The following is a 22682-nucleotide window of genomic DNA, read 5'->3' on the forward strand; positions in this document are numbered from 1 at the left end:
GCAAGAGCAAAGGTCTTGCGAACCAAACGGTGACGAGTAAACGAGTATAGTGTCGCTTATGCAAGAGCAAAGGTCTTGCGAACCAAACGGTGACGAGTAAACGAGTATAGTGTCGCTTATGCAAGAGCAAAGGTCTTGCGAACCAAACGGTAACGAGTAAACGAGTATAGTGTCGCTAACAAATTTAACGCCAATGTAATCATTTAATTGACTACATTGGTGTTTTGTATATCAATTAAAGTGAATTATGGAGATGGTATAAGTCTTTAAAGTAAATTTTTATACTAATCACTAATTTTTTATTCAAAATAAACTTAAATCATATTTAATTTAAAAAGGCTTTGCTATAATGTAAAGAGTAAAAGTAATTATAAGAGAGGTGCCTAAGTGAAGACAGGACGCATCATAAAATCAATTAGTGGCGTATATCGTGTAGATGTAGATGGCGAAATGTATGACACCAAGCCGCGAGGACTATTTAGAAAAAATAAATTTTCTCCCATCGTCGGCGATGTAGTGGATTTTGAAGTTGAAAATGTAACAGAGGGTTATATTCAACATGTGCATGAAAGAAAAAACGAAATCAAAAGACCACCTGTAAGTAATGTTGATCATCTTATTTTAGTGATGAGTGCAGTAGAACCAGATTTTTCTACACAATTACTAGATCGTTTTTTAGTTATCGCACACTCATATCACATGCGTCCACGCATACTTATAACTAAAAAAGATTTAACTTCAATTGAAATGCAACAAAAGGTGACAAAGATATTAAATATATACGAAGACATGGGTTATAAGACTCAATTCATCAGTATCAATGATGAGATCGAAAATATTTTTGCACAATGGGGTGATGGATTAGCTGTATTAAGTGGTCAATCTGGTGTTGGAAAATCTACGTTGTTGAACAAATATTTTCCTGATTTAGATATTGAAACACAGCATATTTCAAAAGCACTTAATCGCGGTCGTCATACTACTAGACATGTAGAACTTTTTGAAAGAACACATGGATATATTGCAGATACGCCAGGGTTTAGTGCATTAGATTTTGACCATATTCAAAAAGACGAACTGAAAAATTATTTTATGGAAATTCATGAGTATGGTGAGTCATGTAAATTCAGAGATTGTAATCATATTAATGAACCTAAGTGTAACGTCAAATTTAAAGTAGAACAAGGCGATATTACTCAATTTAGATATGATCATTATGTTCAACTATTTAATGAGATTGCAAATAGAAAGGAAAGATATTAATTGGCAAAACTTTATCCATCTTTATTATCAGCAGATTTTTTAAATTTACAAAAGGAATTAAAGGCTTTAGAGGAAGCTGGCGTAGATGGTGTACATTTTGATGTTATGGATGGTCAATTTGTGCCCAATATTTCAATTGGTATTCCAATTTTAGATGCAGTTAGAGCGGGAACAGATTTACCTATTGATGTACATTTAATGATTGAGGAACCAGAAAAGTATGTAGAACTTTTTGCGGCACATGGAGCAGACATGATTTCAGTTCATGTAGAGGCTACACCACATATTCATCGCGTGATAGAACAAATTAAGAACGCAAATGTAAAGGCTGGTGTGGTGATAAACCCAGGAACACCAGTAGATGCAATTCTACCTATTATAAAAATGATAGATTATGTATTAGTAATGACTGTGAATCCTGGTTTTGGGGGACAATCATTTATTGTTGATACAGTTGATAAACTAGATCAGCTATCTGAAGTTAAACAAAGGTTGAATTTAGATTTTAATATAGAAGTTGATGGTGGTATTAATGATAAGACAGTCCAAACCGTGATTGAGCATGGCGCAAATATGTTAGTTGCGGGGTCATACTTCTTCAAACAAAATGATTATAAGTCAGTTACTAAAACACTGAAAGGTTGACGTTAATGAAAGCCAATTTATTATGTGGTAATCGAAATTTACCTAAAGATATACTGGTTGATAGTGCTGATGCCGATTGGATTGGCATAGATAGAGGTACATTAATTTTGTTGGAATCCGGTATCACACCGCAATTTGCAGTTGGTGATTTTGATTCAATTACACAAGAAGAAAAATCATTTATAGAGCAACAAATTGAAATAAATCCCTATAATTCAGAAAAAGATGATACAGATTTAGCATTAGGGATAGATCAAGCGGTACAGAGTGGGTATAAGGAAATACATGTGTTTGGTGCTACAGGTGGTAGATTAGATCATTTTTTGGGAGCTTTACAAATATTGGAGAAACCCGAATATGTAGAAAATGGTATAGTTATAAAATTGATTGATCAGTCAAATGAAGTTCAATTTTTAAAACGGGGATTATTTCATATTGAAGTAAATGACTTTTACCCATATATTTCATTTATTCCTGTTTCGTATCCAACAGTCATCACATTAAAGTATTTTAAATATAACCTTTATAAAGAGACACTTAAACAGGGATCAACGTTAACTATTTCTAATGAGATTGAATCCTCACATGGAGAAGTTGAGTTGATTAAAGGGAATGTATTAATGATACGGAGTAGAGATTAATATCAATCATTATGAGTTGAAAAAATTGTTCAAAAATAAAAAAACCAATCCTCCACATAAGGATTGGTTTTTTCGTGCATTATATTTATTAAACTCTAGTTACTTTACCAGATTTTAAAGCACGTGCAGAAACCCAAACTTTTTTAGGTTTTCCGTCTACAAGAATTCTAACTTTTTGAAGGTTAGCATTCCATCTTCTTTTAGAAGAATTTAAAGCGTGTGAACGATTGTTTCCAGTTGAAGCTTTACGACCTGTTACGAAACATTGTTTGCCCATGAAAGTACCTCCTTTAATAAATATAAATACACGTATCTACTACATACCTGAATAATGTACCATAAATAGAAAAATTTAGCAATATAATGAGAAATTTTTCTGATTTATATGACTTCTCCTTTTGTTAAAACTAAATTATGATATAATTGTAAACTGTGGATAAATATAGTATTTTATTATTAAACTCATCTTAAATAATTGTTTATTTACAGTTAGTTTCAGAACCATAAACTTTAGGAGGCAATTTTATGACGTTAGAAATCACAAATGATTATGGTAGCATAGATATTTCAAACGAAGTAATAGCATCAGTGGTGGGCAGTAAAGCAGTAGAATGTTATGGAATTGTAGGCATGGCTTCTAGACAACAAGTAAGAGACGGTATTGCCGAAATATTAGGGCATGAAAATTATTCTAAAGGCATTGTTGTAAGAGAAGACAATGGAGTGATTGATGTTGATATGTATACAATTGTTAGCTTCGGGACAAAAATATCAGAAGTTGCAAGTAATGTGCAATCAACTGTGAAATATACATTAGAACAAACATTAAAAGTAAAAGTAAACTCAATAAATATATTTGTACAAGGTGTGCGCGTCAATAATGGCACGAAGAACTAGGAGGACATTACGTAATGGTTAGCAAAATAAATGGTAAATTATTTGCCGAAATGATTATACAAGGGGCACAAAATTTATCAAATCATGCAGATTTAGTCGATTCATTAAATGTATACCCAGTACCTGATGGAGACACAGGAACTAATATGAACTTGACTATGACATCTGGTAGAGAAGCAGTAGAAGAGAATTTATCACAACATATAGGTGAGCTAGGTAAAACATATTCTAAAGGTTTATTGATGGGCGCAAGAGGTAACTCTGGTGTAATACTTTCTCAACTATTTAGAGGTTTTAGTAAAAATTTAGAAGACAATGACGAAATCAATGCACAACAATTTGCTGAAAGCTTTAAAGCTGGTGTAGATACAGCATATAAAGCAATTATGAAACCAGTAGAAGGTACAATCTTAACAGTAGCTAGAGATGCAGGAGATGCTGCAATGCGTAAAGCTGAAGAAACTGAAGATTGTATTGAGTTGATGACTTATATTTTAGAACAAGCAGAAATCTCACTTGAAAACACACCAAACTTATTACCAGTTTTAAAAGAAGTAGGAGTTGTTGATAGTGGTGGTAAAGGTTTAGTAGTGGTTTACGAAGGCTTCCTAAAAGCGTTAAAAGGAGAAAAAGTATCCTCACAATCATCAAAATTAGATAAAGATTCCTTAGTAAGTGAAGCACATGATTTTCATGGTGTGATTAATACTGAAGACATTGAATATGGTTATTGTACCGAAATGATGGTTCGTTTTGCTAAAAATAAAAAAACTTTCGATGAACAAGAATTTAGAGAAGATATGAGCGCATTTGGTGATTCTTTATTAGTGATTAATGATGAAGAAATAGTTAAAGTACACGTACATACTGAAAAGCCAGGTGATGTATTTAATTTTGGTCAACAATATGGTGAATTAATTAAATTAAAAGTAGAAAATATGCGTGAACAACACAGAGAAGTTGTGAAAAAAGAGCAAAACAATCAACCTGTACCTCAAAGTGATGAAAATGAAACTGTTGATACTGCTGTAATTGCTATATCAATGGGTAATGGTGTTTCTGAGTTATTTAAATCAATGGGCGCAACACATATGATTAGTGGTGGCCAAACTATGAACCCATCGACGGAAGACATAGTGAAAATGATTGAACAAGCAGAATGTAAACGTGCAATCATTTTACCAAACAATAAAAATATCCTTATGGCTAGTGAACAAGCAGCTGATATTGTTGAAGCAGAAGCTATTGTTATTCCAACAAAATCTATTCCTCAAGGCATTGCTGCATTATTTAACTATGATGCGTCTGATTCACTTGCTGATAATAAATCTCGTATGATTGAATCATTAGAAGCAGTTAATTCTGGTTCAGTTACTTATGCTGTTAGAGATACTAAAATAGATGGTGTTGAAATTAAAAAAGGCGCATTTATGGGCTTAGTAGAAGATAAAATTGTTACTAGTGAAGATAATGAGTTTGATACAGTTAAGGGCTTGCTTTCACAAATGATTGAAGAAGACAGTGAAATCATAACTATGATTGTTGGGGAAGATGCAAATGAGACTGTTACTGCCGAAGTAGAAGCATGGGTAGAAGAAACTTATCCAGATGTTGAGCTAGATCAATATGATGGTCAGCAACCTGTATATCAATATTTATTTTCAGTAGAATGATTACTGGATAATCATCGATTTAAACGCATTGATATTTACATGTGATTGAAATTTAAGTGTCATTTTAAATAGGTTATGTTGTCAAACAATGGTTTGAATACAATTTCTACTATAGAATGTTTATTAAATATTCTGTTGTTGTGAGAGCGAGAATACGAAATCGAATTTAGTTTTGATTTCTATCTCGCTCTCGTTTTTATGTAGTAATTTAGTGTAATTGTGCAAATTTATATGAATTGCAGTCAATTATATTTTAAATTTAAAAAGAACAATGCAACCAGTTTTGGTTTATAATGTCTAATGAACTTGTTATAATGAACTAGATGTTTGAGAATGTAAGCGCAACACTTTAGAAACATTAAAAACAAGAGTGGGGTATAATTATGAAATATAAAACAGTTTTCGATATAATTGGTCCAACAATGGTAGGCCCTTCATCGTCTCATACAGCGGGGGCAGTAAGAATTGGTTTGGTAGCAAGAGATTTATTTAACCAATTACCAAGTCAAGTTGATATCTATTTGTATGGCTCATTTATGGAAACATATAAAGGTCATGGCACAGATGTTGCACTTGTAGGTGGTTTATTAGGCTATGATACTGACGATGATAGAATTCAAACGAGTTTAGAAGCAGCAGAAAGTGCAGGAATGAAAGTTAATTTTATAGAAATGGCTGAAGAGAGATCGCATCCCAATACAGCTATTATAAATATGCGTAACGCTGAAAAGGAGGTTTCGGTGGAAGGTGTATCTATCGGTGGTGGTAAAATTGAAGTTGTTGCAATTAATGGCTTTAATATTGCGATCAGTGGGAATTACCCAGCATTACTTGTATTCCACAAGGATACATTTGGTACGATTGGTAAAGTAGCTAATATTTTAGGAGATTCAAGTATTAATGTGGGAAGTATGCAAGTATCGAGAAAAGAAAAAGGCGATCAAGCGTTAATGACTTGTGAGTTGGACGATGCTGTAAACAAAGATATTATAGAGAAAATTAAAAACGTCGATGGTGTAGTGACGGTTTCACTCATGGGAGACGCCTAACGGAGGTATTGCATGTTTAAAAGCGTGAAAGAATTAATAGAGATGTGTGAAGCACAAAATAAGAAAATTCATGAAATCATGTTAGAACAAGAGATGGAAGTGACAGGGTTATCTGAAGCTGATGTGTATGCACATATGGATAAAAATTTACAAACAATGGAAAATGCATTGGATGAAGGACTAGCGGGAGTAACATCAACGACAGGATTAACTGGTGGAGATGCTGTATTAATTAAAGAATATCTAAAAACTGGGAAATCATTATCGGGCGCAACGTTATTAGATGCAGTTAGTAAAGCAGTTGCAACAAATGAAGTCAACGCGGCAATGGGAAAAATTTGTGCAACACCGACTGCAGGATCAGCTGGCGTAGTGCCAGGTGTATTGTTTGGCTTAAAACCTAGACTTGAACCTACACGTAAAGATATGCTTAACTTTTTATTAACTTCAGGTGCGTTTGGTTTCGTTGTAGCTAACAATGCGTCAATTTCAGGTGCAGCTGGTGGTTGTCAAGCTGAGGTGGGCTCGGCAGCTGCTATGGCTGCAGGTGCAACAGTTGAACTTGCTGGAGGCACGCCACAACAATCAGCTGAAGCCTTTGCAATTTGTTTGAAAAATATGCTAGGTTTAGTATGTGATCCAGTTGCTGGTTTAGTAGAAGTTCCTTGTGTAAAAAGAAATGCTGCAGGCGCTTCTAATGCAATCGTATCTGCGGACATGGCGTTGGCAGGTGTGACATCTAGAATACCGACAGATGAAGTGATTGAAGCAATGTATAAGATTGGCCAAACGATGCCATCTGCTTTGCGTGAAACTGGTCGTGGAGGTTTAGCTGGTACGCCTACAGGTCAGCGTCTAAAACAAGAAATATTTGGTGATTAATAATGTCAAAAGTCAATTTAATAGAAAGCCCATTTCCATTATCTCAAATTAAAGGTCTAGGACCTAAACGTTTAGCGGTGTTAAATGAATTAAATATTTATACCGTTGAAGATTTAATCTTATATTTACCGACACGTTACGAAGATAATACTGTAATTGACTTAAATGAAGCAGAAGACCAAGCGACAGTGACAGTGGTAGGCGAAGTATATTCTACACCGACTGTCGCTTTTTTTGGTCGTAATAAATCTAAGTTAACAGTACATATAATGGTCAATAATATTGCAGTTAAGTGTACTTTTTTCAATCAGCCTTATTTGAAAAAGAAAATTGAACTACATGGAACAGTTACGGTCAAAGGTAAATGGGATAGAAGAAAGCAAGAAATTAATGGAAATAGAATGTTTTTCAATCAACAGGTTACAGAATCCGCCCAATTTGAACCTGTGTATCGCATTAAAGAGGGTATTAAGCAAAAACCACTAAGAGATATGATACGTCAAGTATTAGATCAAGTAACTATACATGAATGGTTATCAGCAGAATTAAGAGAAAAATATAAACTAGAATCATTAGAAAATACAATTAAAGCACTTCATTTTGCAACTGATAAAGCTTCATTACTAAAAGCACGCAGAACGTATGCATTTACAGAGTTATTTATGTTTGAACTAAGAATGCAATGGTTGAATAGGCTTGAAAAAACTTCGGATGAAGCTATTGAAGTTGATTATGATATCAATTTAGTTAAACATTTTATTGATAGTTTACCTTTTGAACTCACTGATGCACAGAAACATAGCGTTAATGAAATCTTTCGTGATTTGAAGGCTCCAATACGTATGCATCGTTTACTCCAAGGTGATGTGGGCTCTGGGAAAACTGTTGTTGCAGCTATCTGCATGTACGCCCTTAAAACTGCTGGTTTTCAATCGGCATTAATGGTGCCAACTGAAATTTTAGCAGAACAGCATGCTGAAAGTTTAGTGGATATATTTGGTGACAGGATGAATGTCGCGTTATTAACCGGGTCAGTTAAAGGTAAAAAACGGCAATTATTATTAGATCAATTAAATAATAATGAAATTGATTGTTTGATTGGAACACACGCATTGATTCAGGATGATGTGAAATTTAATAATGTTGGACTTGTTATTACTGATGAACAACATCGTTTTGGTGTGAACCAGCGACAACTGCTTAGAGAAAAAGGCGCTATGACAAATGTACTATTTATGACAGCAACGCCAATTCCTAGAACTTTAGCTATTTCTGTATTTGGTGAAATGGATGTTTCATCAATTAAACAGTTACCAAAAGGTAGGAAACCAATTATTACTTCATGGTCAAAACATGAAGCGTATGAGAGTGTTTTGAATCAAATGACAACTGAATTAAAGAAAGGCCGTCAAGCCTATGTCATATGTCCGTTGATTGAAAGCTCTGAGCATTTAGAAGATGTCCAAAATGTGGTTGAATTATATGAATCATTACAAGCTTATTATGGTACTGACAAAGTGGGATTATTACATGGTAAAATGCATTCTGTTGAAAAAGATGAGGTTATGCAAAAATTCAGTAATCATGAAATAGATATTTTAGTTTCAACAACCGTAGTCGAGGTAGGGGTTAATGTACCAAACGCTACATTTATGATGATATATGATGCCGATCGTTTTGGATTATCTACATTACACCAGTTGAGGGGACGTGTGGGTAGAAGTGAGCATCAAAGTTATTGTGTACTAATTGCTTCGCCAAAAACAGAGACGGGCATAGAACGCATGAATATTATGACACAAACAACAGATGGTTTTGAACTCAGTGAACGAGATCTTGAAATGAGAGGCCCCGGAGATTTCTTCGGCGTAAAACAAAGTGGTTTGCCAGATTTCTTAGTCGCAAATGTCGTCGAAGACTATAAAATGTTAGAAGTTGCTAGAGATGAAGCGGCAAAATTGATTCAAACAGGAATATTTTTTGAAACACAATATCAAACTTTGAGATCATTTATTGAGAAGAATTTGCTGTATATGAGTTTTGATTAATAATTGGTAAAATTAAGGCACTTACCTGTAAAATAATATGACTTTGTCATTGTTTTACAGGTAAGTGCCTTATTTTTTATCCCAACTTAATGTGAAATTAATATGTTGGTTTTGAATTTGGTTTTAAATCGTCCGCATAATCATGTAGTTTCTGATGTTACTAGTGATAACTATTTTTTAGCTATTTCACACCAACATCATCCCATGCTTTTTCAATTGCTTTAGCTTCTTCACTATTATTGCCATATAATTTATCTGCGGCAACAGTAAGTGCTGTTTTAGCATCTGTAAATTGAGCATTTGGTGTTAAGTATTCGGTGAGGGCAAGATAATAAATTTGTTCTGCTTTGTCTTTACCAATATCTGTGATTGTTAGATAAGCAGCCTTATTTGGTATACCACTATTAGCATGAACACCGCCATTATCTTCGCTACCTTTTTGGTATTGATCCATGTGTGCAGGTTGATTGTATTCTTCAGGGTTCTTTAAACTTCTTAGAGCATCACCATCTTGGTCAGGCGTATAAACATCCTCGCCCATTAACCAATTATCTGGATCTACAAAATAACCAAATACATCAGAGAATGATTCGTTTAATGCTCCTGATTGATAGCTATATTCTAAGCCGGCAGTACGCTCAGTTACTGCATGTGTTAGTTCATGAGCCACGATATCACTAGCGCCTGACAGTTCTTTAAAGGTTTGGCCGTCGCCATCACCGTATATCATATATTGGCCAGTCCATGCAGCATTATTGAAATTCTTATCGTAATTAACAATAGAATTAATAGCGCCACCATTATCATCATAGCTGTCTCTGTCAAATGTATCTAAATAATAATCATAAACTTCTTTAGCATAATAATGTGCATCAACACCAGCTCGTTGAGATTTTTTATTGAAATTTGTATTATCATTAGTAATTGGTGACATAGTGTTTGTCGTTTTATTGGCAGTTTGGGTGTCAATTGTTGCGTTTTGAGACGTATCATGTAGTGTGTATTGATTTTGTGATTGAGTTAAGTTAAGTGGTGATTTTACATCTCCGTTCACACCAGTACCTTTTCCTTCAGTTGTAGCTTTTTGAAGTGTGTTTTGTTTTTTAATGATTTTACCTGTTGTAGCATCAACTTGAATCTTCCAATGTGCTACCTTAGGAGAAACATAATTCAATTCAATATTATAGACGAGTTTTTGTTTATCACTATTTATATCCAAATTGTTTTTACTGACGATATCATAATCTTTGATATTTTCAACTTCTTCCTTTGATTTACCAATGGATTTAAATGCGTTTTCTTCAGCTTGAGCAGAAGTTATCTCATTTGAATTTTTTAAATTTATGTATGGTTTGTCGATACTACCATTTATCAATTTTACGTCACCATTTTTGTTTACATGGACCTTAAGTGTACTATCACTAGAAGTGACGTCATTAATTTTAGCCTTCAGTGTATAGTGTGTCACACCAGTTTTATCTGTGTTTTTATTTGCTACTTCATATTGTTTAAAAGCATTTTTATTAAAAGCTTCATTTTTAGTTTTACTTGTATCTTTAACCAAATCTTGTGCATGTTGATTTAAATATTGTTTTACATCTTTCTCATTTTGAATAGTTGAATTATCAGCTTTTTTAAAACTCTCAGGTTGTACACTATTACTTTCTTCAGCATGAACGTTACCAGATGTAATAGCTAACATTGAACTAGCTAGTAACGTGGTAGAAAAAATTTTCCTCATAATATCCTCCTAGAAATGAATGGTATAAAAATAAATTTCTGATTATTTTAAATATATTTGAAATTTCAAATTATTTAAAATTATACGTATAGTTCATAATTAATTCAATAGGAAATATCGAAAATAATTTTTTATTTAAAATAAACAAATACAAATTATATATAACCTATACTAAAATTTATTATATATAAACATTTAAATAATGCTATTAACTATTTCGTCGTTGTATAATTCAAAGTGATTCCAGTAAGCTTATTTTTGAAATAAGCTCAGAGAAGTTAATGAATGATGAACTTTCATTGTTTACTAGCTGAAAAAGTACTCTGGTCTAGGTATAATAAAATATATTTACTTAAAAGTTACTAAATTCAAACTTACGTATGTTTTTTGTTGAGCAATTGAAAAGGAAAGTGTTATGATATGTTAGGAGTGTTTAAGACTTGGTACTAAAAACATGGGAGTTTGAATGCGATGAAATTAAAAAAACAAGAACGGCGCGATGCAATAAAAAATGAGATAGCTAAAAATCCGTTTATTACAGATTTAGATTTAAGTAATTTGTTTTCAGTAAGCATCCAAACAATAAGGTTGGATCGTACACACTTAAATATTCCTGAGTTAAGAACGCGAATTAAATCTGTAGCTAGGAAAAACTATGAAAGTATTCGTTCTATTGAAGGTAATGAAATCATAGGTGACGTGATCAATGTAGAACCTGATCAATATGCTACTTCAATTATTAATATTGATGAAGATTCTGTTTTTACAAAAAATAAAATTGCAAGAGGCCACGTTCTGTTTGCTCAAGCAAACTCTTTATGTGTAGCGCTTATACATAAACCAGTCGTATTGACAAGTGAAAGTAATGTTGCATTTACAAAACCAGTGAAATTGAACGAAACGGTACGCGCAAATGCGCAAACCATTGAAATTACAAATAAATTTTATATTATAAAAGTTGAATCGTATGTTAAAGATACGGTTGTTTTTAAAGGGACATTTAAAATGTATTATACAAGTGAGGATGAACAAAATGGTTAAATTAGCGATTGATATGATGGGTGGAGATGACGCACCTGAAATCGTTTTGGAAGCTGTTGAAATGGCGGTTAACAAATTTGAAGACTTAGAAATCATTTTATTTGGTGATGAGTCGAAATGTACACTCAAACATGACCGTGTAGAAGTACGTCATTGTAGAGAATCTATAACTATGAATGACGAACCTGTTCGAGCAATTAAGCGTAAAAAAGATAGCTCAATGGTTCGTATGGCAGAAGCAGTAAAATATGGAGAAGCAGATGGATGTGTTTCAGCAGGAAATACAGGTGCTCTAATGTCTGCTGGGTTATTTATAGTTGGCCGTATCAAAGGTGTAGAGCGTCCGGCATTAGTTGTGACGTTGCCAACAGTTTCGGGAAAAGGTTTTGTATTTATGGATGTTGGTGCAAATGCAGAAGCAAAGGCAGAACATTTATTACAATATGCTCAACTTGGTAATATTTATGCACAAAAGATTAGAGGTATTTCACAACCTTCAGTAAGTTTATTGAATATTGGTACTGAAGCTGCCAAAGGTAATACATTGACTAAGAAAGCTTATCATTTGATGGAAACGCAAAATGACTTTCACTTTACAGGTAATGTGGAAGCTAAAGGATTGATGAATGATGCCGCAGATGTTGTAGTGACTGATGGCTATACTGGTAATATGATTTTGAAAAATTTAGAAGGTGTAGCTAAAGCGATGGGCAAAATGTTTAAGTCAACACTTTTAAGCAGTTTGAAAAATAAAGTTGCAGCACTAATTTTGAAAAAAGACCTAAAAGGATTAATGACGAAAATGGATTATGCTGAGTATGGTGGATCTGTATTATTAGGACTAAACGGCACTGTTGTAAAAGCGCATGGTAGTTCTAGTGCTAAAGCATTTTATTCAGCAATTCGTCAGGCGAAAATTGCCGGTGAACAAAAAATTGTTGAAACTATGAAAGAAACGGTGGGAACACAAGATGAGTAAAACAGCGATTATATTTCCAGGCCAAGGCTCACAAAAAGTTGGTATGGCAAATGATTTATATGAACATGACGAAGTAGCAACATCAATTCTAAATCAAGCACAACAAGCTTTAGATTTTGATATCTTAGAAACAATGTTTACAGATAGCGAAGAAAAACTTGGACAAACTGAAAATACACAACCTGCTTTATTAACCCATAGCATCGCTTTATTAAATGCGTTAAATGATTTGAATGCAGATTACACAATGGGGCATAGCTTAGGGGAGTATGCGAGTTTAGTCGCTAGTAAAGTGTTGAAATTTGAAGACGCAGTAAAGATTGTAAGAAAACGCGGTCAACTTATGGCTGAAGCTTTCCCAAATGGCGTGGGAAGCATGGCAGCTGTATTAGGCTTGGACTACGAGGAAGTTGATGCAATATGTAAGCAATTATCAACTGAAGAGGAAATTGTTGAACCAGCAAATATCAATTCTCCTGGACAAATTGTTGTTTCAGGTCATAAAACGTTAATTGATCAGTTAGTAGCTGAAGGTAAATCATTAGGGGCTAAACGTGTATTACCATTAGCAGTATCAGGTCCGTTCCATTCATCTATGATGCAAGTAATCAAAGATGATTTTGCATCATTTATTGATCAGTTCGAATGGCAAGATGCTCAATATCCTGTGGTACAAAATGTACATGCCAAAGGTGAAACTGAAGCAAACGTCATTAAAGCAAATATGATAGAACAATTATATTCACCTGTTCAATTCATAGATTCAACCCAGTGGTTAATTGAACAAGGTGTGGATCACTTTATTGAAATTGGCCCTGGCAAAGTACTATCAGGTTTAATTAAGAAAATTAACAGAGATGTAAAAGTAACTTCAATTCAAACATTAGAAGATGTGAAAGGTTGGAATGAAAATGACTAAAAGCGCGTTAGTAACAGGAGCATCAAGAGGTATTGGACGCAGTATTGCTATCCAATTAGCGGAAGAAGGTTATAATGTCGTAGTAAATTATGCCGGTAATAAAGAAAAAGCTGATGCTGTCGTAGAAGAAATCAAAGCTAAAGGTGTTGAAAGTTTTGCTGTTCAAGCAAATGTAGCAAATGGCGATGAAGTCAAAGCGATGATTAAAGAAGTAGTTAGTCAATTTGGCTCAGTAGATGTACTTGTAAATAATGCAGGTATTACACGTGATAATTTATTGATGAGAATGAAAGAGCAAGAGTGGGACGATGTAATTGATACAAACTTAAAAGGTGTCTTTAATTGTATACAAAAAGTAACACCACAAATGTTAAGACAAAAAGGTGGCTCTATCATTAATTTATCGAGCGTTGTTGGTGCAGTTGGAAATCCAGGTCAAGCTAACTATGTTGCGACAAAAGCAGGTGTTATCGGATTAACTAAGTCAGCTGCAAAAGAATTAGCATCTAGACACATTACTGTTAATGCTGTTGCGCCAGGGTTTATCGTTTCAGATATGACAGATGCTTTAAGTGACGGACTTAAAGCACAAATGTTAGAACAAATCCCATTAGCTGAATTTGGTGAAGATTCTGATATTGCTCATACTGTAGCATTTTTAGCTTCTGAAAAAGCTAAATATATTACAGGTCAAACAATCCATGTCAATGGTGGCATGTATATGTAACCTATGAGCTATTCAATTGTTCACAAATCGTTGTTCATTTGAACATAATAATAGTATTTTTAGAGTAATACTATGAATTACTACTTGTATTTCAATTGATAAAATGGGAAAATATAAAAGTCTGTAAGTAGACTTTTAAAAGGAGGTGAATCGACGTGGAAAACTTTGACAAAGTAAAAGATATTATTGTTGACCGTTTAGGTGTTGACGCTGAAAAAGTTACTAAAGATGCATCTTTTAAAGATGATTTAGGCGCTGACTCACTAGATATCGCTGAATTAGTAATGGAATTAGAAGACGAATTTGGTACTGAAATTCCAGATGAAGAAGCTGAAAAAATCAACACAGTTGGTGACGCGGTTAACTTTATCAATAGTATTCAAAAATAATAAGCAAATATCTGAGTCGTATTAAAAACGGCTCAGATTTTTTTATTTGAAAAACATCTATATTTAAATTATAGATTATTTAGTTAAACGTTAACACGAATTGATTACACACTAGTTGTAAAGCGTTACAAACTTATATATGACAAACAGTTTTTTCTTTAGTTTTATTGAACTTTCACGTAGAATAAAAGCGTATACAGTATTTTTAGCATCTAGTTGTTTTTATCTGAGGAGGAAAGAGATTGACCAATCATAAAAAGAAAGAAATGGTTCAAGCATTCCAAAAAAAGTTTGCGAAAAAAATGCAAGAATTAGATTTGAATTTTAATCAAGTCGATTTATATCAGCAGGCATTTTCGCATTCTAGTTTTATAAATGATTTTAATATGGATCGCTTAGATCACAATGAAAGATTAGAATTTTTAGGAGATGCGGTATTAGAATTGACGGTTTCACGCTATTTATTTGATAAATATCCAGAATTGCCTGAAGGTAATTTAACAAAAATGCGTGCAACAATTGTATGTGAGCCATCACTTGTAATATTTGCGAAAAAAATTCAATTGAATGAATTAATTTTATTAGGAAAAGGCGAAGAAAAAACAGGGGGTAGAACTCGCCCTTCACTAGTTTCGGATGCTTTTGAAGCATTTGTAGGTGCGCTATATTTAGATCAAGGCGTAGAGGCAGTATGGAAATTCTCTGAGAAGATTATATTCCCTTATGTAGAAGATGATGAATTAGATGGTGTTGTAGACTTTAAAACACAATTTCAAGAGTTTGTGCACAGACAAAATCAAGGCGATGTGACTTATCGACTCATCAATGAAGAAGGACCAGCACATCATCGATTGTTTACTTCTGAAGTTATTTTAGAAGATAAAGCCGTAGCAGAGGGTAAAGGAAAGACTAAAAAAGAATCAGAACAAAAAGCTGCTGAACAAGCATACAAAAAATTAAAAAATAAGTGAATATAGTAAATGCATTTTTATAATAAGTAATATATTGATAGGATTAATTCTAAAAATATTGTTTATTAAGGAATGCATAAGCTTAAAGGTTAATGTAAAAGTGTTTCTAAATTGATTTAAGAGAAGGAACACCTTGAAGGAGAATAGCATGGTTTATTTAAAATCTATAGATGCCTTTGGTTTTAAATCTTTTGCTGAGCATACAAACGTTCAGTTTGATGAAGGCGTAACAGCAATAGTTGGACCAAACGGTAGTGGGAAAAGTAATATCACTGATGCAATAAAATGGGTGTTAGGTGAGCAATCAGCTAAATCTTTACGTGGTGCAAAAATGGAAGATATTATTTTTTCAGGTGCAGAACATCGTAAAGCTCAGAATTATGCAGAAGTAAAATTAAAGTTAGATAATAGTGCAGGCAAGTTACAGGTAGAAGCTACTGAATTAACAGTGACTCGTCGTTTGTATAGAAGTGGCGAAAGTGAATACTACCTGAATAATGATAGAGCAAGGTTAAAAGATATCCTGGATTTATTCTTAGATTCAGGTTTAGGAAAAGAAGCGTTTAGTATTATATCACAAGGTCGTGTAGATGAAATTTTAAATGCAAAGCCCATCGATAGAAGACAAATTTTAGAAGAGTCTGCAGGAGTGTTGAAATATAAAAAGAGAAAAGCAACTTCAGTACAAAAATTAGATCAAACTGAAGATAATCTTTCACGAGTAGAAGACATTTTATATGACTTAGAGGGTCGAGTTGAACCGTTACGAGAAGAGGCTGCAATTGCCAAAGAATATAAACACCTTTCAAAGGAAATGGAAAAGAGTGACGTGCTAGTAACGGTCTATGATATTGAACAATATAACAATAACATCCATGAGCTAGACGAAAAGTTAAATTATTTAAAAAGTCAACAATCAACAAAAGACGGCGAAAAAGTACAACATACACAATCACTTAATAAGTTTAAAGCTGAAAGAAAACAATTAGATGAACGCATCGAAACTTTAAATTATCAGCTCGTTAAAGCTACAGAAGAAGTTGAAAAATATACAGGTCAATTAAATGTATTAGAAGAACGTAAAAAGAACCAATCTAAAACAAACGCAAGATTTGAAGAGGAACAAGAAAGTCTCTTGAATCAAACTGCTACATTAAAGCAAGAGAAAGTTGATACACAAGCAGAGATAGACCGACTCAAATCACAACAAAAAGAATTAAACGAAAAAATACAGCATTTTGAATCTCAACTTTATGTAACGGATGATCAACACGATGAAAAGCTAGAAGGAATTAAAGACGAGTATTATCAGTTGATGTCTGAACAATCAGATGTGAATAATGACATACGCTTTTTAGAGCACACTATACAAGAGAACGAATCTAAACAATCACGCTTAGATTCAAGACTAGTTGAAGCATTTGAACAATTGAAACAAATTCAACATGATATTAACGAAGTTGAAAAAAATAGTACAACAGCACAGAAAGATTTAAAAAAAGCAGAGCAGCAACTTAATGAGTATGAACACAAATTAACAGAACTTAAACAACAACGTAGTGAATATGAAGAGAAATTACATCAGGCTTATCGGTTTAATGAAAAACTCAAGTCTCGTATAGATAGTGCTACGACACAACAAGAAGAATATAGCTATTTTTTTAATGGAGTTAAACATATATTAAAAGCAAAAAATAATCAGTTAACAGGGATTCGAGGTGCGGTAGCAGAAGTTATCCAAGTACCTTCAGATTTGACTAAAGCCATTGAAACAGCTTTAGGCGCCTCTTTACAACATGTTATTGTTGATTCTGAAAAAGAAGGACGACAAGCGATTCAATACCTTAAACAACATGGTTTAGGTAGAGCAACATTCTTACCATTAAATGTTATCCAACCGCGTCAAATCGCTAGTGATATATTGACAACAGCTCAAGATGCGGAAGGTTTCGTTAATATTGCATCCCAAGCAATCCAAGTTGAAGAGGATTATCAAAATGTCGTACAAAATTTATTAGGTAATACAATTGTCGTTGATGAGTTAAAAAATGCTAACGAACTAGCTCGAAAAATTAGATATCGTACACGTATTGTTACATTAGATGGTGACATAGTTAACCCTGGTGGTTCTATGACCGGTGGAGGTGAACGAAAATCGAAAAGTATTTTAGCTCAAAAAGATGAACTTGCTAAAATGCGTGCACAATTAGAAGATTATCAAAAGCAAACTGTTCAATTTGAAAAGCAATTCCAAGAAATTAAAGAAACAGCGGATCATATTAGTGAAAAGTACTTCGAAACAAGTCAAATTTATAATTCAGTGAAACAAAAAGTTCATGATTATGAGTTAGAATTGGATAGACTACGTAAAAGTGAAGCACATTTAAAAGATGAACATGAAGAATTTGAATTTGAAAAAAATGATGGATATCAAAGTACAACAAGCAAGAAAACCTTAAATGATAAAAAACAAAAATTAGCTGAAATTAAAGCCCAATTACAAAAATTAGAAGAAGATATTGATCTTTATACAAAATTATCTAAAGAAGGTAAAGAAAGTACAACACAAATCCAACAACAGTTACACCAAAAGCAGTCGGATTTAGCAGTAGTAAAAGAAAGATTAAGCGCACAAAAGCAAACATACACAAGAATTACTAAACAACTCTCAACTGTTGCTAGTCAACAGGAAAAATTAGATGACCAAATAAAGTTATTTAATTCTGATGAAATGACTGGTGAAAAAGCTTTTGACACAATTCAAAGTAATATTGAGCATAGTAAAAATGCTAAAGCTCAATTAGCACAAGACATCGAAGAAGTGAAATCGCGTAGACTAGAATTAAATGATAAAATTGAAGAAACAGAGCAAATGTTACAAGAAGCAAATCAAGATATTTTATCTATTGAAAATCGCTACCAAGATATTAAATCTGAGCAATCACGTTTAGATGTACTGATAAATTATGCAATCAACCACTTGAATGATACTTATCATATGACTTATGAACGTGCGAGTGAGTTATACGAATTAGATGAGGATATTGAAGCATTGCGTAAAAAAGTCAAGTTAACAAAAATGTCTATTGAAGAATTAGGGCATGTTAATTTAAATGCGATTGAACAATTTGAAGAAGTCAACGAACGTTATACATTTTTAGATGAGCAGCGTGCTGATTTAAGGGCAGCTAAAGCAACATTAGAACAACTTATAGAAGAAATGGATCAAGAAGTAAAAGACCGTTTTAAAGAGACTTTCCATGCTGTACAAGGTCATTTTGCTGAAGTGTTTAAATCACTTTTTGGTGGTGGACAAGCAGAATTACGTTTAACGGATGACGATTACTTATCTGCAGGGGTAGACATCATTGTTCAACCTCCAGGCAAAAAGTTGCAACACTTGTCTTTATTAAGTGGCGGAGAACGTGCACTAAGTGCAATTGCTCTATTATTTGCAATATTAAAAGTAAGATCAGCACCATTTGTTATATTAGATGAAGTAGAAGCTGCATTGGATGAAGCAAATGTTATTAGATATGCACAATATCTTAAATCTTTATCAGATCAAACACAATTTATTGTGATTACTCACCGCAAAGGGACGATGGAATTTTCAGACCGATTATATGGTGTAACAATGCAAGAATCTGGTGTATCCAAATTAGTGAGTGTTAATTTAAATACGATTGATGAAGTTATTAAGGAGGAACAAGCATGAGCTTTTTCAAACGATTAAAGGATAAATTTTCTAGTACCTCAGAAGAACCAAAGCAACAAGAAGACCTAGAACAATTACCTGAGGACTCTCAAAAAGAGATAGACGAGTCTCAAGATGAAGAACCAGCCAAAAAGCCAAAAAAATTAAAAGAAGCAGATTTTGATGATGATGGCTTAATATCTATAGAAGACTTTGAAGAAATCGAAGCACAACAATTAGGTGCGAAATTCAGAGCAGGATTAGAAAAATCTCGTGAAAACTTCCAAGCCCAACTTAACAATTTAATTGCACGTTATCGTAAAGTTGATGAGGAATTCTTCGAAGCTTTAGAAGAAATGCTTATTACAGCTGATGTTGGATTTAACACGGTAATGCAATTAGTTGAAGAATTGCGTGAAGAAGCTCAACGTCGCAATATTTCAGAAACAGAAGATTTGCGTGAAGTTATTGTAGAAAAAATAGTAGAAATTTATCACCAAAATGATGATAATTCAGAAGTGATGAATATAGAAAATGAAGGCCTTAATGTCATATTGATGGTAGGTGTTAATGGTGTTGGTAAAACAACAACAATTGGTAAATTAGCCCACCGTTATCAAGCAGAAGGTAAGAAAGTAATGTTAGCGGCAGGAGATACATTCAGAGCGGGCGCGATTCAACAACTTAAAGTTTGGGGAGAGCGTGTTGGAGTTGAAGTAATGAGCCAGAGTGAAGGTTCAGACCCAGCTGCAGTAATGTATGACGCAATAAATGCTGCGAAAAGTAAGGATGTAGATATTCTTATTTGTGATACAGCAGGACGTTTACAAAACAAATCTAATTTAATGAATGAATTAGAAAAAGTGAAACGTGTTATAGGACGTGCTGTCCCAGAAGCACCTCATGAAGTATTACTATGCTTAGATGCAACTACAGGTCAAAACGCTTTGTCACAAGCGAAATCATTTAAAGAGGTTACTAATGTTACAGGTATCGTACTTACGAAACTAGATGGTACCGCCAAAGGTGGTATTGTGTTAGCAATACGTAATGAATTACACATACCTGTGAAATATGTAGGTTTAGGCGAAAAATTAGATGATTTACAACCATTCAATCCAGAAAGTTATGTTTATGGACTATTTGCTGATATGATTGAACAAAATGTAGATGAAAATGAAGTGCCTAATGAAAATGCAGAAGAAATTGAAGGTCACTCAGATGAGTCAAAATGATTTAATTAAAACGATTCGTATGAATTATTTGTTTGACTTTTATCAAGCGTTACTCACTCAGAAACAAAGAAATTATCTAGAATTATTCTATTTACAAGACTATTCTTTAAGTGAGATAGCTGATACATTTGATGTGAGTCGACAAGCAGTGTATGATAACATAAGAAGAACTGGCGATTTAGTTGAAGATTATGAAACAAAATTAGGTTTATACCGTAATTTTGAACAGAGACAAAAACTATATGAACAAATTAAACAGCATGTTAATAATCCAGAAAAAATACAACAATATATTCAAGCACTAGAAGATTTAGATTAGAGAACATAAAGGAGGTATTTGATATGGCATTTGAAGGATTGTCCGATCGTTTGCAAGGAACGATGCAAAAAATCCGTGGTAAAGGTAAAGTCACAGAAGCTGATATTAAATTAATGATGCGTGAAGTTAGATTAGCATTATTAGAAGCAGATGTTAACTTTAAAGTCGTCAAGGATTTTATCAAAACTGTATCAGATAGAGCACTAGGTTCAGATGTAATGAAATCATTAACACCTGGACAACAAGTAATTAAAATAGTGCAAGAAGAACTGACTCAATTAATGGGTGGGGAAAATTCAACCATCACAATGGCTAATAAACCACCCACAGTTGTAATGATGGTTGGTTTACAAGGTGCAGGTAAAACAACAACTGCAGGTAAATTAGCATTACTAATGCGTAAAAAATATAATAAAAAACCATTGCTTGTTGCAGCAGATATATACCGTCCAGCTGCAATTGATCAATTACAAACTGTAGGTAAACAAATTGATATACCTGTATACAGTGAAGGTGATCAAGTAAAGCCACAACAAATAGTTGAAAATGCTATTAATCATGCTAAAGATGAACATTTAGACTTTGTAATCATTGATACTGCAGGTCGTTTACATGTCGATGAGGCTTTAATGGAAGAGTTGACAGACGTCAAAGAAATTACAAAACCAAATGAAATTATGTTGGTTGTTGATGCGATGACGGGTCAAGACGCTGTTAATGTAGCGCAATCATTTGATGAGCAACTAGACGTTTCAGGTGTGACATTAACGAAACTAGATGGAGATACTCGTGGTGGTGCTGCATTATCCATTAGATCTGTAACTCAAAAACCAATTAAATTTGTAGGTATGAGTGAAAAGCTCGACGGCCTAGAACCATTCCATCCTGAACGTATGGCTTCACGTATCCTCGGTATGGGAGATGTATTAAGTTTAATTGAAAAGGCACAACAAGATGTTGATGAAGATAAAGCGAAAGATTTAGAGAAAAAAATGCGTACTTCATCGTTTACGCTTGAAGATTTCTTAGAACAATTAGACCAAGTTAAAAATCTAGGACCACTTGATGATATTATGAAAATGATACCAGGTATGAACAAGATGAAAGGCATGGATAAATTGAATATGGACGAAAAGCAAATCGATCATATTAAGGCAATTATTCAGTCTATGACACCAAGTGAACGTAATGAACCTGAGACATTGAATGTGTCTCGTAAAAAACGTATCGCTAAGGGTTCTGGTCGTTCAGTTCAAGAAATAAATAGATTAATGAAACAATTTAATGATATGAAGAAAATGATGAAACAATTTTCCGGTGGCGGAAAAGGTAAAAAAGGTAAACGTAAGCAAATGGAAAATATGATGAATGGTATGAACTTACCATTTTAAAATGTGTTTCTTAAATAGATTAATCTAACAATAATTTAAAAAGTAGACAAACCTTAGGAGAACTAGGTACTGAACACCTAAAGTGGGAACTTAATAAAAACACTATGTTCTAGGCTGCTAATTCCCTGTATTTTACAGGGGCTAAGTAGCCTAGTTTTTGTTGAATTCGATTACT

General features: G+C 33.5%; 20 protein-coding genes. 18 read left to right on the forward strand and 2 right to left on the reverse strand.

Annotation, left to right across the window (positions count from 1 at the left end; all coding sequences use genetic code 11):
• Window positions 1–387 precede the first annotated feature (387 nt).
• The 3 genes from rsgA to ACSUE0_RS14410 are packed head-to-tail and all read left to right on the forward strand — an operon-like array spanning window position 388 to window position 2549.
• Entirely contained in the window at window positions 388–1263 is an 876-nt protein-coding gene (gene rsgA / locus ACSUE0_RS14400) for a ribosome small subunit-dependent GTPase A (RefSeq protein WP_107551777.1), read from the forward strand.
• Complete coding sequence (gene rpe, locus ACSUE0_RS14405) at window positions 1264–1908, forward strand: ribulose-phosphate 3-epimerase (RefSeq protein ID WP_119613620.1); 645 nt, start codon at window positions 1264–1266, stop codon at window positions 1906–1908. It abuts the gene before it with no gap.
• 5 nt (window positions 1909–1913) lie between these two features.
• The gene (locus ACSUE0_RS14410; RefSeq protein ID WP_119613621.1) at window positions 1914–2549 is read left to right on the forward strand and encodes a thiamine diphosphokinase; all 636 of its coding nucleotides are present in this window, start codon (window positions 1914–1916) and stop codon (window positions 2547–2549) included.
• Window positions 2550–2637: 88 nt separating this feature from the next.
• Here the strand turns inward: ACSUE0_RS14410 and rpmB are convergent, their stop codons facing one another.
• On the reverse strand, window positions 2638–2826 hold the full coding sequence (rpmB, locus tag ACSUE0_RS14415; RefSeq protein WP_002483503.1) for a 50S ribosomal protein L28: 189 nt from the start codon (window positions 2824–2826) through the stop codon (window positions 2638–2640).
• Window positions 2827–3074: 248 nt separating this feature from the next.
• Between rpmB and ACSUE0_RS14420 the strand changes: the two genes are divergently transcribed.
• The 5 genes from ACSUE0_RS14420 (at window position 3075) to recG (ending at window position 9098) form a co-directional block, all read left to right on the forward strand.
• Window positions 3075–3446, forward strand: a complete 372-nt coding sequence (locus tag ACSUE0_RS14420; protein ID WP_017724257.1) for an Asp23/Gls24 family envelope stress response protein — start codon at window positions 3075–3077, stop codon at window positions 3444–3446.
• A gap of 14 nt (window positions 3447–3460) precedes the next feature.
• Entirely contained in the window at window positions 3461–5119 is a 1659-nt protein-coding gene (gene fakA / locus ACSUE0_RS14425) for a fatty acid kinase catalytic subunit FakA (RefSeq protein ID WP_436957823.1), read from the forward strand.
• 383 nt (window positions 5120–5502) lie between these two features.
• Window positions 5503–6168 (forward strand): L-serine ammonia-lyase, iron-sulfur-dependent subunit beta, encoded by a 666-nt coding sequence (sdaAB, locus tag ACSUE0_RS14430; protein ID WP_436957825.1) that lies wholly within the window; start codon window positions 5503–5505, stop codon window positions 6166–6168.
• 12 nt (window positions 6169–6180) lie between these two features.
• The gene (gene sdaAA / locus ACSUE0_RS14435; protein WP_017724260.1) at window positions 6181–7050 is read left to right on the forward strand and encodes an L-serine ammonia-lyase, iron-sulfur-dependent, subunit alpha; all 870 of its coding nucleotides are present in this window, start codon (window positions 6181–6183) and stop codon (window positions 7048–7050) included.
• Window positions 7051–7052: 2 nt separating this feature from the next.
• Window positions 7053–9098 (forward strand): ATP-dependent DNA helicase RecG, encoded by a 2046-nt coding sequence (recG, locus tag ACSUE0_RS14440; protein ID WP_436957827.1) that lies wholly within the window; start codon window positions 7053–7055, stop codon window positions 9096–9098.
• A 181-nt stretch (window positions 9099–9279) separates the two neighbouring features.
• On the opposite strand, the gene ACSUE0_RS14445 is transcribed toward recG, so the two are convergent.
• Complete coding sequence (locus ACSUE0_RS14445; protein WP_119613624.1) at window positions 9280–10839, reverse strand: M4 family metallopeptidase; 1560 nt, start codon at window positions 10837–10839, stop codon at window positions 9280–9282.
• 471 nt (window positions 10840–11310) lie between these two features.
• On the opposite strand from ACSUE0_RS14445, the gene fapR reads away from it, so the two are divergent.
• The 10 genes from fapR to ffh all read left to right on the forward strand — a co-directional run bounded on the left by fapR (window position 11311) and on the right by ffh (window position 22507).
• Window positions 11311–11880: a transcription factor FapR gene (fapR, locus tag ACSUE0_RS14450; RefSeq protein WP_017724263.1), complete on the forward strand. Its 570-nt coding sequence runs from the start codon at window positions 11311–11313 to the stop codon at window positions 11878–11880.
• The gene (gene plsX, locus ACSUE0_RS14455; RefSeq protein WP_436957830.1) at window positions 11873–12859 is read left to right on the forward strand and encodes a phosphate acyltransferase PlsX; all 987 of its coding nucleotides are present in this window, start codon (window positions 11873–11875) and stop codon (window positions 12857–12859) included. Before fapR ends, plsX begins: the two co-directional genes overlap by 8 nt.
• Window positions 12852–13778 (forward strand): ACP S-malonyltransferase, encoded by a 927-nt coding sequence (gene fabD, locus ACSUE0_RS14460; RefSeq protein ID WP_436957832.1) that lies wholly within the window; start codon window positions 12852–12854, stop codon window positions 13776–13778. Before plsX ends, fabD begins: the two co-directional genes overlap by 8 nt.
• The gene (gene fabG, locus ACSUE0_RS14465) at window positions 13771–14505 is read left to right on the forward strand and encodes a 3-oxoacyl-[acyl-carrier-protein] reductase (RefSeq protein WP_119613627.1); all 735 of its coding nucleotides are present in this window, start codon (window positions 13771–13773) and stop codon (window positions 14503–14505) included. Before fabD ends, fabG begins: the two co-directional genes overlap by 8 nt.
• 155 nt (window positions 14506–14660) lie before the next feature.
• Window positions 14661–14894, forward strand: coding sequence for an acyl carrier protein (locus ACSUE0_RS14470; protein ID WP_017724267.1), 234 nt, complete (start codon window positions 14661–14663; stop codon window positions 14892–14894).
• A 266-nt stretch (window positions 14895–15160) separates the two neighbouring features.
• A complete protein-coding gene (gene rnc / locus ACSUE0_RS14475) occupies window positions 15161–15865 on the forward strand; it encodes a ribonuclease III (RefSeq protein ID WP_409349603.1) in 705 nt (234 codons plus the stop codon).
• A gap of 148 nt (window positions 15866–16013) precedes the next feature.
• Window positions 16014–19583: a chromosome segregation protein SMC gene (gene smc, locus ACSUE0_RS14480; RefSeq protein WP_119613628.1), complete on the forward strand. Its 3570-nt coding sequence runs from the start codon at window positions 16014–16016 to the stop codon at window positions 19581–19583.
• A complete protein-coding gene (ftsY, locus tag ACSUE0_RS14485) occupies window positions 19580–20797 on the forward strand; it encodes a signal recognition particle-docking protein FtsY (RefSeq protein WP_119613629.1) in 1218 nt (405 codons plus the stop codon). The genes smc and ftsY overlap by 4 nt, the downstream gene beginning before the upstream one ends.
• Window positions 20784–21116, forward strand: a complete 333-nt coding sequence (locus tag ACSUE0_RS14490; protein ID WP_436957835.1) for a putative DNA-binding protein — start codon at window positions 20784–20786, stop codon at window positions 21114–21116. Before ftsY ends, ACSUE0_RS14490 begins: the two co-directional genes overlap by 14 nt.
• Window positions 21117–21139: 23 nt before the next feature.
• Entirely contained in the window at window positions 21140–22507 is a 1368-nt protein-coding gene (ffh, locus tag ACSUE0_RS14495; RefSeq protein ID WP_017724272.1) for a signal recognition particle protein, read from the forward strand.
• The last annotated feature ends 175 nt before the right edge of the window (window positions 22508–22682 follow it).

Origin of the sequence: Staphylococcus sp. AS1337, from assembly GCF_051408735.1 — a bacterium.
In the GTDB taxonomy this organism is placed as follows: domain Bacteria; phylum Bacillota; class Bacilli; order Staphylococcales; family Staphylococcaceae; genus Staphylococcus; species Staphylococcus xylosus_B.

Excerpts from the sequence above, each read along its gene's own strand:
- ACSUE0_RS14410 (WP_119613621.1), top strand. The coding sequence starts at position 1,914 with ATGAAAGCCAATTTATTATGTGGTAATCGAAATTTACCTAAAGATATA.
- rpmB (WP_002483503.1), bottom strand. The coding sequence starts at position 2,826 with ATGGGCAAACAATGTTTCGTAACAGGTCGTAAAGCTTCAACTGGAAAC.
- ACSUE0_RS14420 (WP_017724257.1), top strand. The coding sequence starts at position 3,075 with ATGACGTTAGAAATCACAAATGATTATGGTAGCATAGATATTTCAAAC.
- fakA (WP_436957823.1), top strand. The coding sequence starts at position 3,461 with ATGGTTAGCAAAATAAATGGTAAATTATTTGCCGAAATGATTATACAA.
- sdaAB (WP_436957825.1), top strand. The coding sequence starts at position 5,503 with ATGAAATATAAAACAGTTTTCGATATAATTGGTCCAACAATGGTAGGC.
- sdaAA (WP_017724260.1), top strand. The coding sequence starts at position 6,181 with ATGTTTAAAAGCGTGAAAGAATTAATAGAGATGTGTGAAGCACAAAAT.
- recG (WP_436957827.1), top strand. The coding sequence starts at position 7,053 with ATGTCAAAAGTCAATTTAATAGAAAGCCCATTTCCATTATCTCAAATT.
- ACSUE0_RS14445 (WP_119613624.1), bottom strand. The coding sequence starts at position 10,839 with ATGAGGAAAATTTTTTCTACCACGTTACTAGCTAGTTCAATGTTAGCT.
- fapR (WP_017724263.1), top strand. The coding sequence starts at position 11,311 with ATGAAATTAAAAAAACAAGAACGGCGCGATGCAATAAAAAATGAGATA.
- plsX (WP_436957830.1), top strand. The coding sequence starts at position 11,873 with ATGGTTAAATTAGCGATTGATATGATGGGTGGAGATGACGCACCTGAA.
- fabD (WP_436957832.1), top strand. The coding sequence starts at position 12,852 with ATGAGTAAAACAGCGATTATATTTCCAGGCCAAGGCTCACAAAAAGTT.
- fabG (WP_119613627.1), top strand. The coding sequence starts at position 13,771 with ATGACTAAAAGCGCGTTAGTAACAGGAGCATCAAGAGGTATTGGACGC.
- rnc (WP_409349603.1), top strand. The coding sequence starts at position 15,161 with ATGGTTCAAGCATTCCAAAAAAAGTTTGCGAAAAAAATGCAAGAATTA.
- smc (WP_119613628.1), top strand. The coding sequence starts at position 16,014 with ATGGTTTATTTAAAATCTATAGATGCCTTTGGTTTTAAATCTTTTGCT.
- ftsY (WP_119613629.1), top strand. The coding sequence starts at position 19,580 with ATGAGCTTTTTCAAACGATTAAAGGATAAATTTTCTAGTACCTCAGAA.
- ACSUE0_RS14490 (WP_436957835.1), top strand. The coding sequence starts at position 20,784 with ATGAGTCAAAATGATTTAATTAAAACGATTCGTATGAATTATTTGTTT.
- ffh (WP_017724272.1), top strand. The coding sequence starts at position 21,140 with ATGGCATTTGAAGGATTGTCCGATCGTTTGCAAGGAACGATGCAAAAA.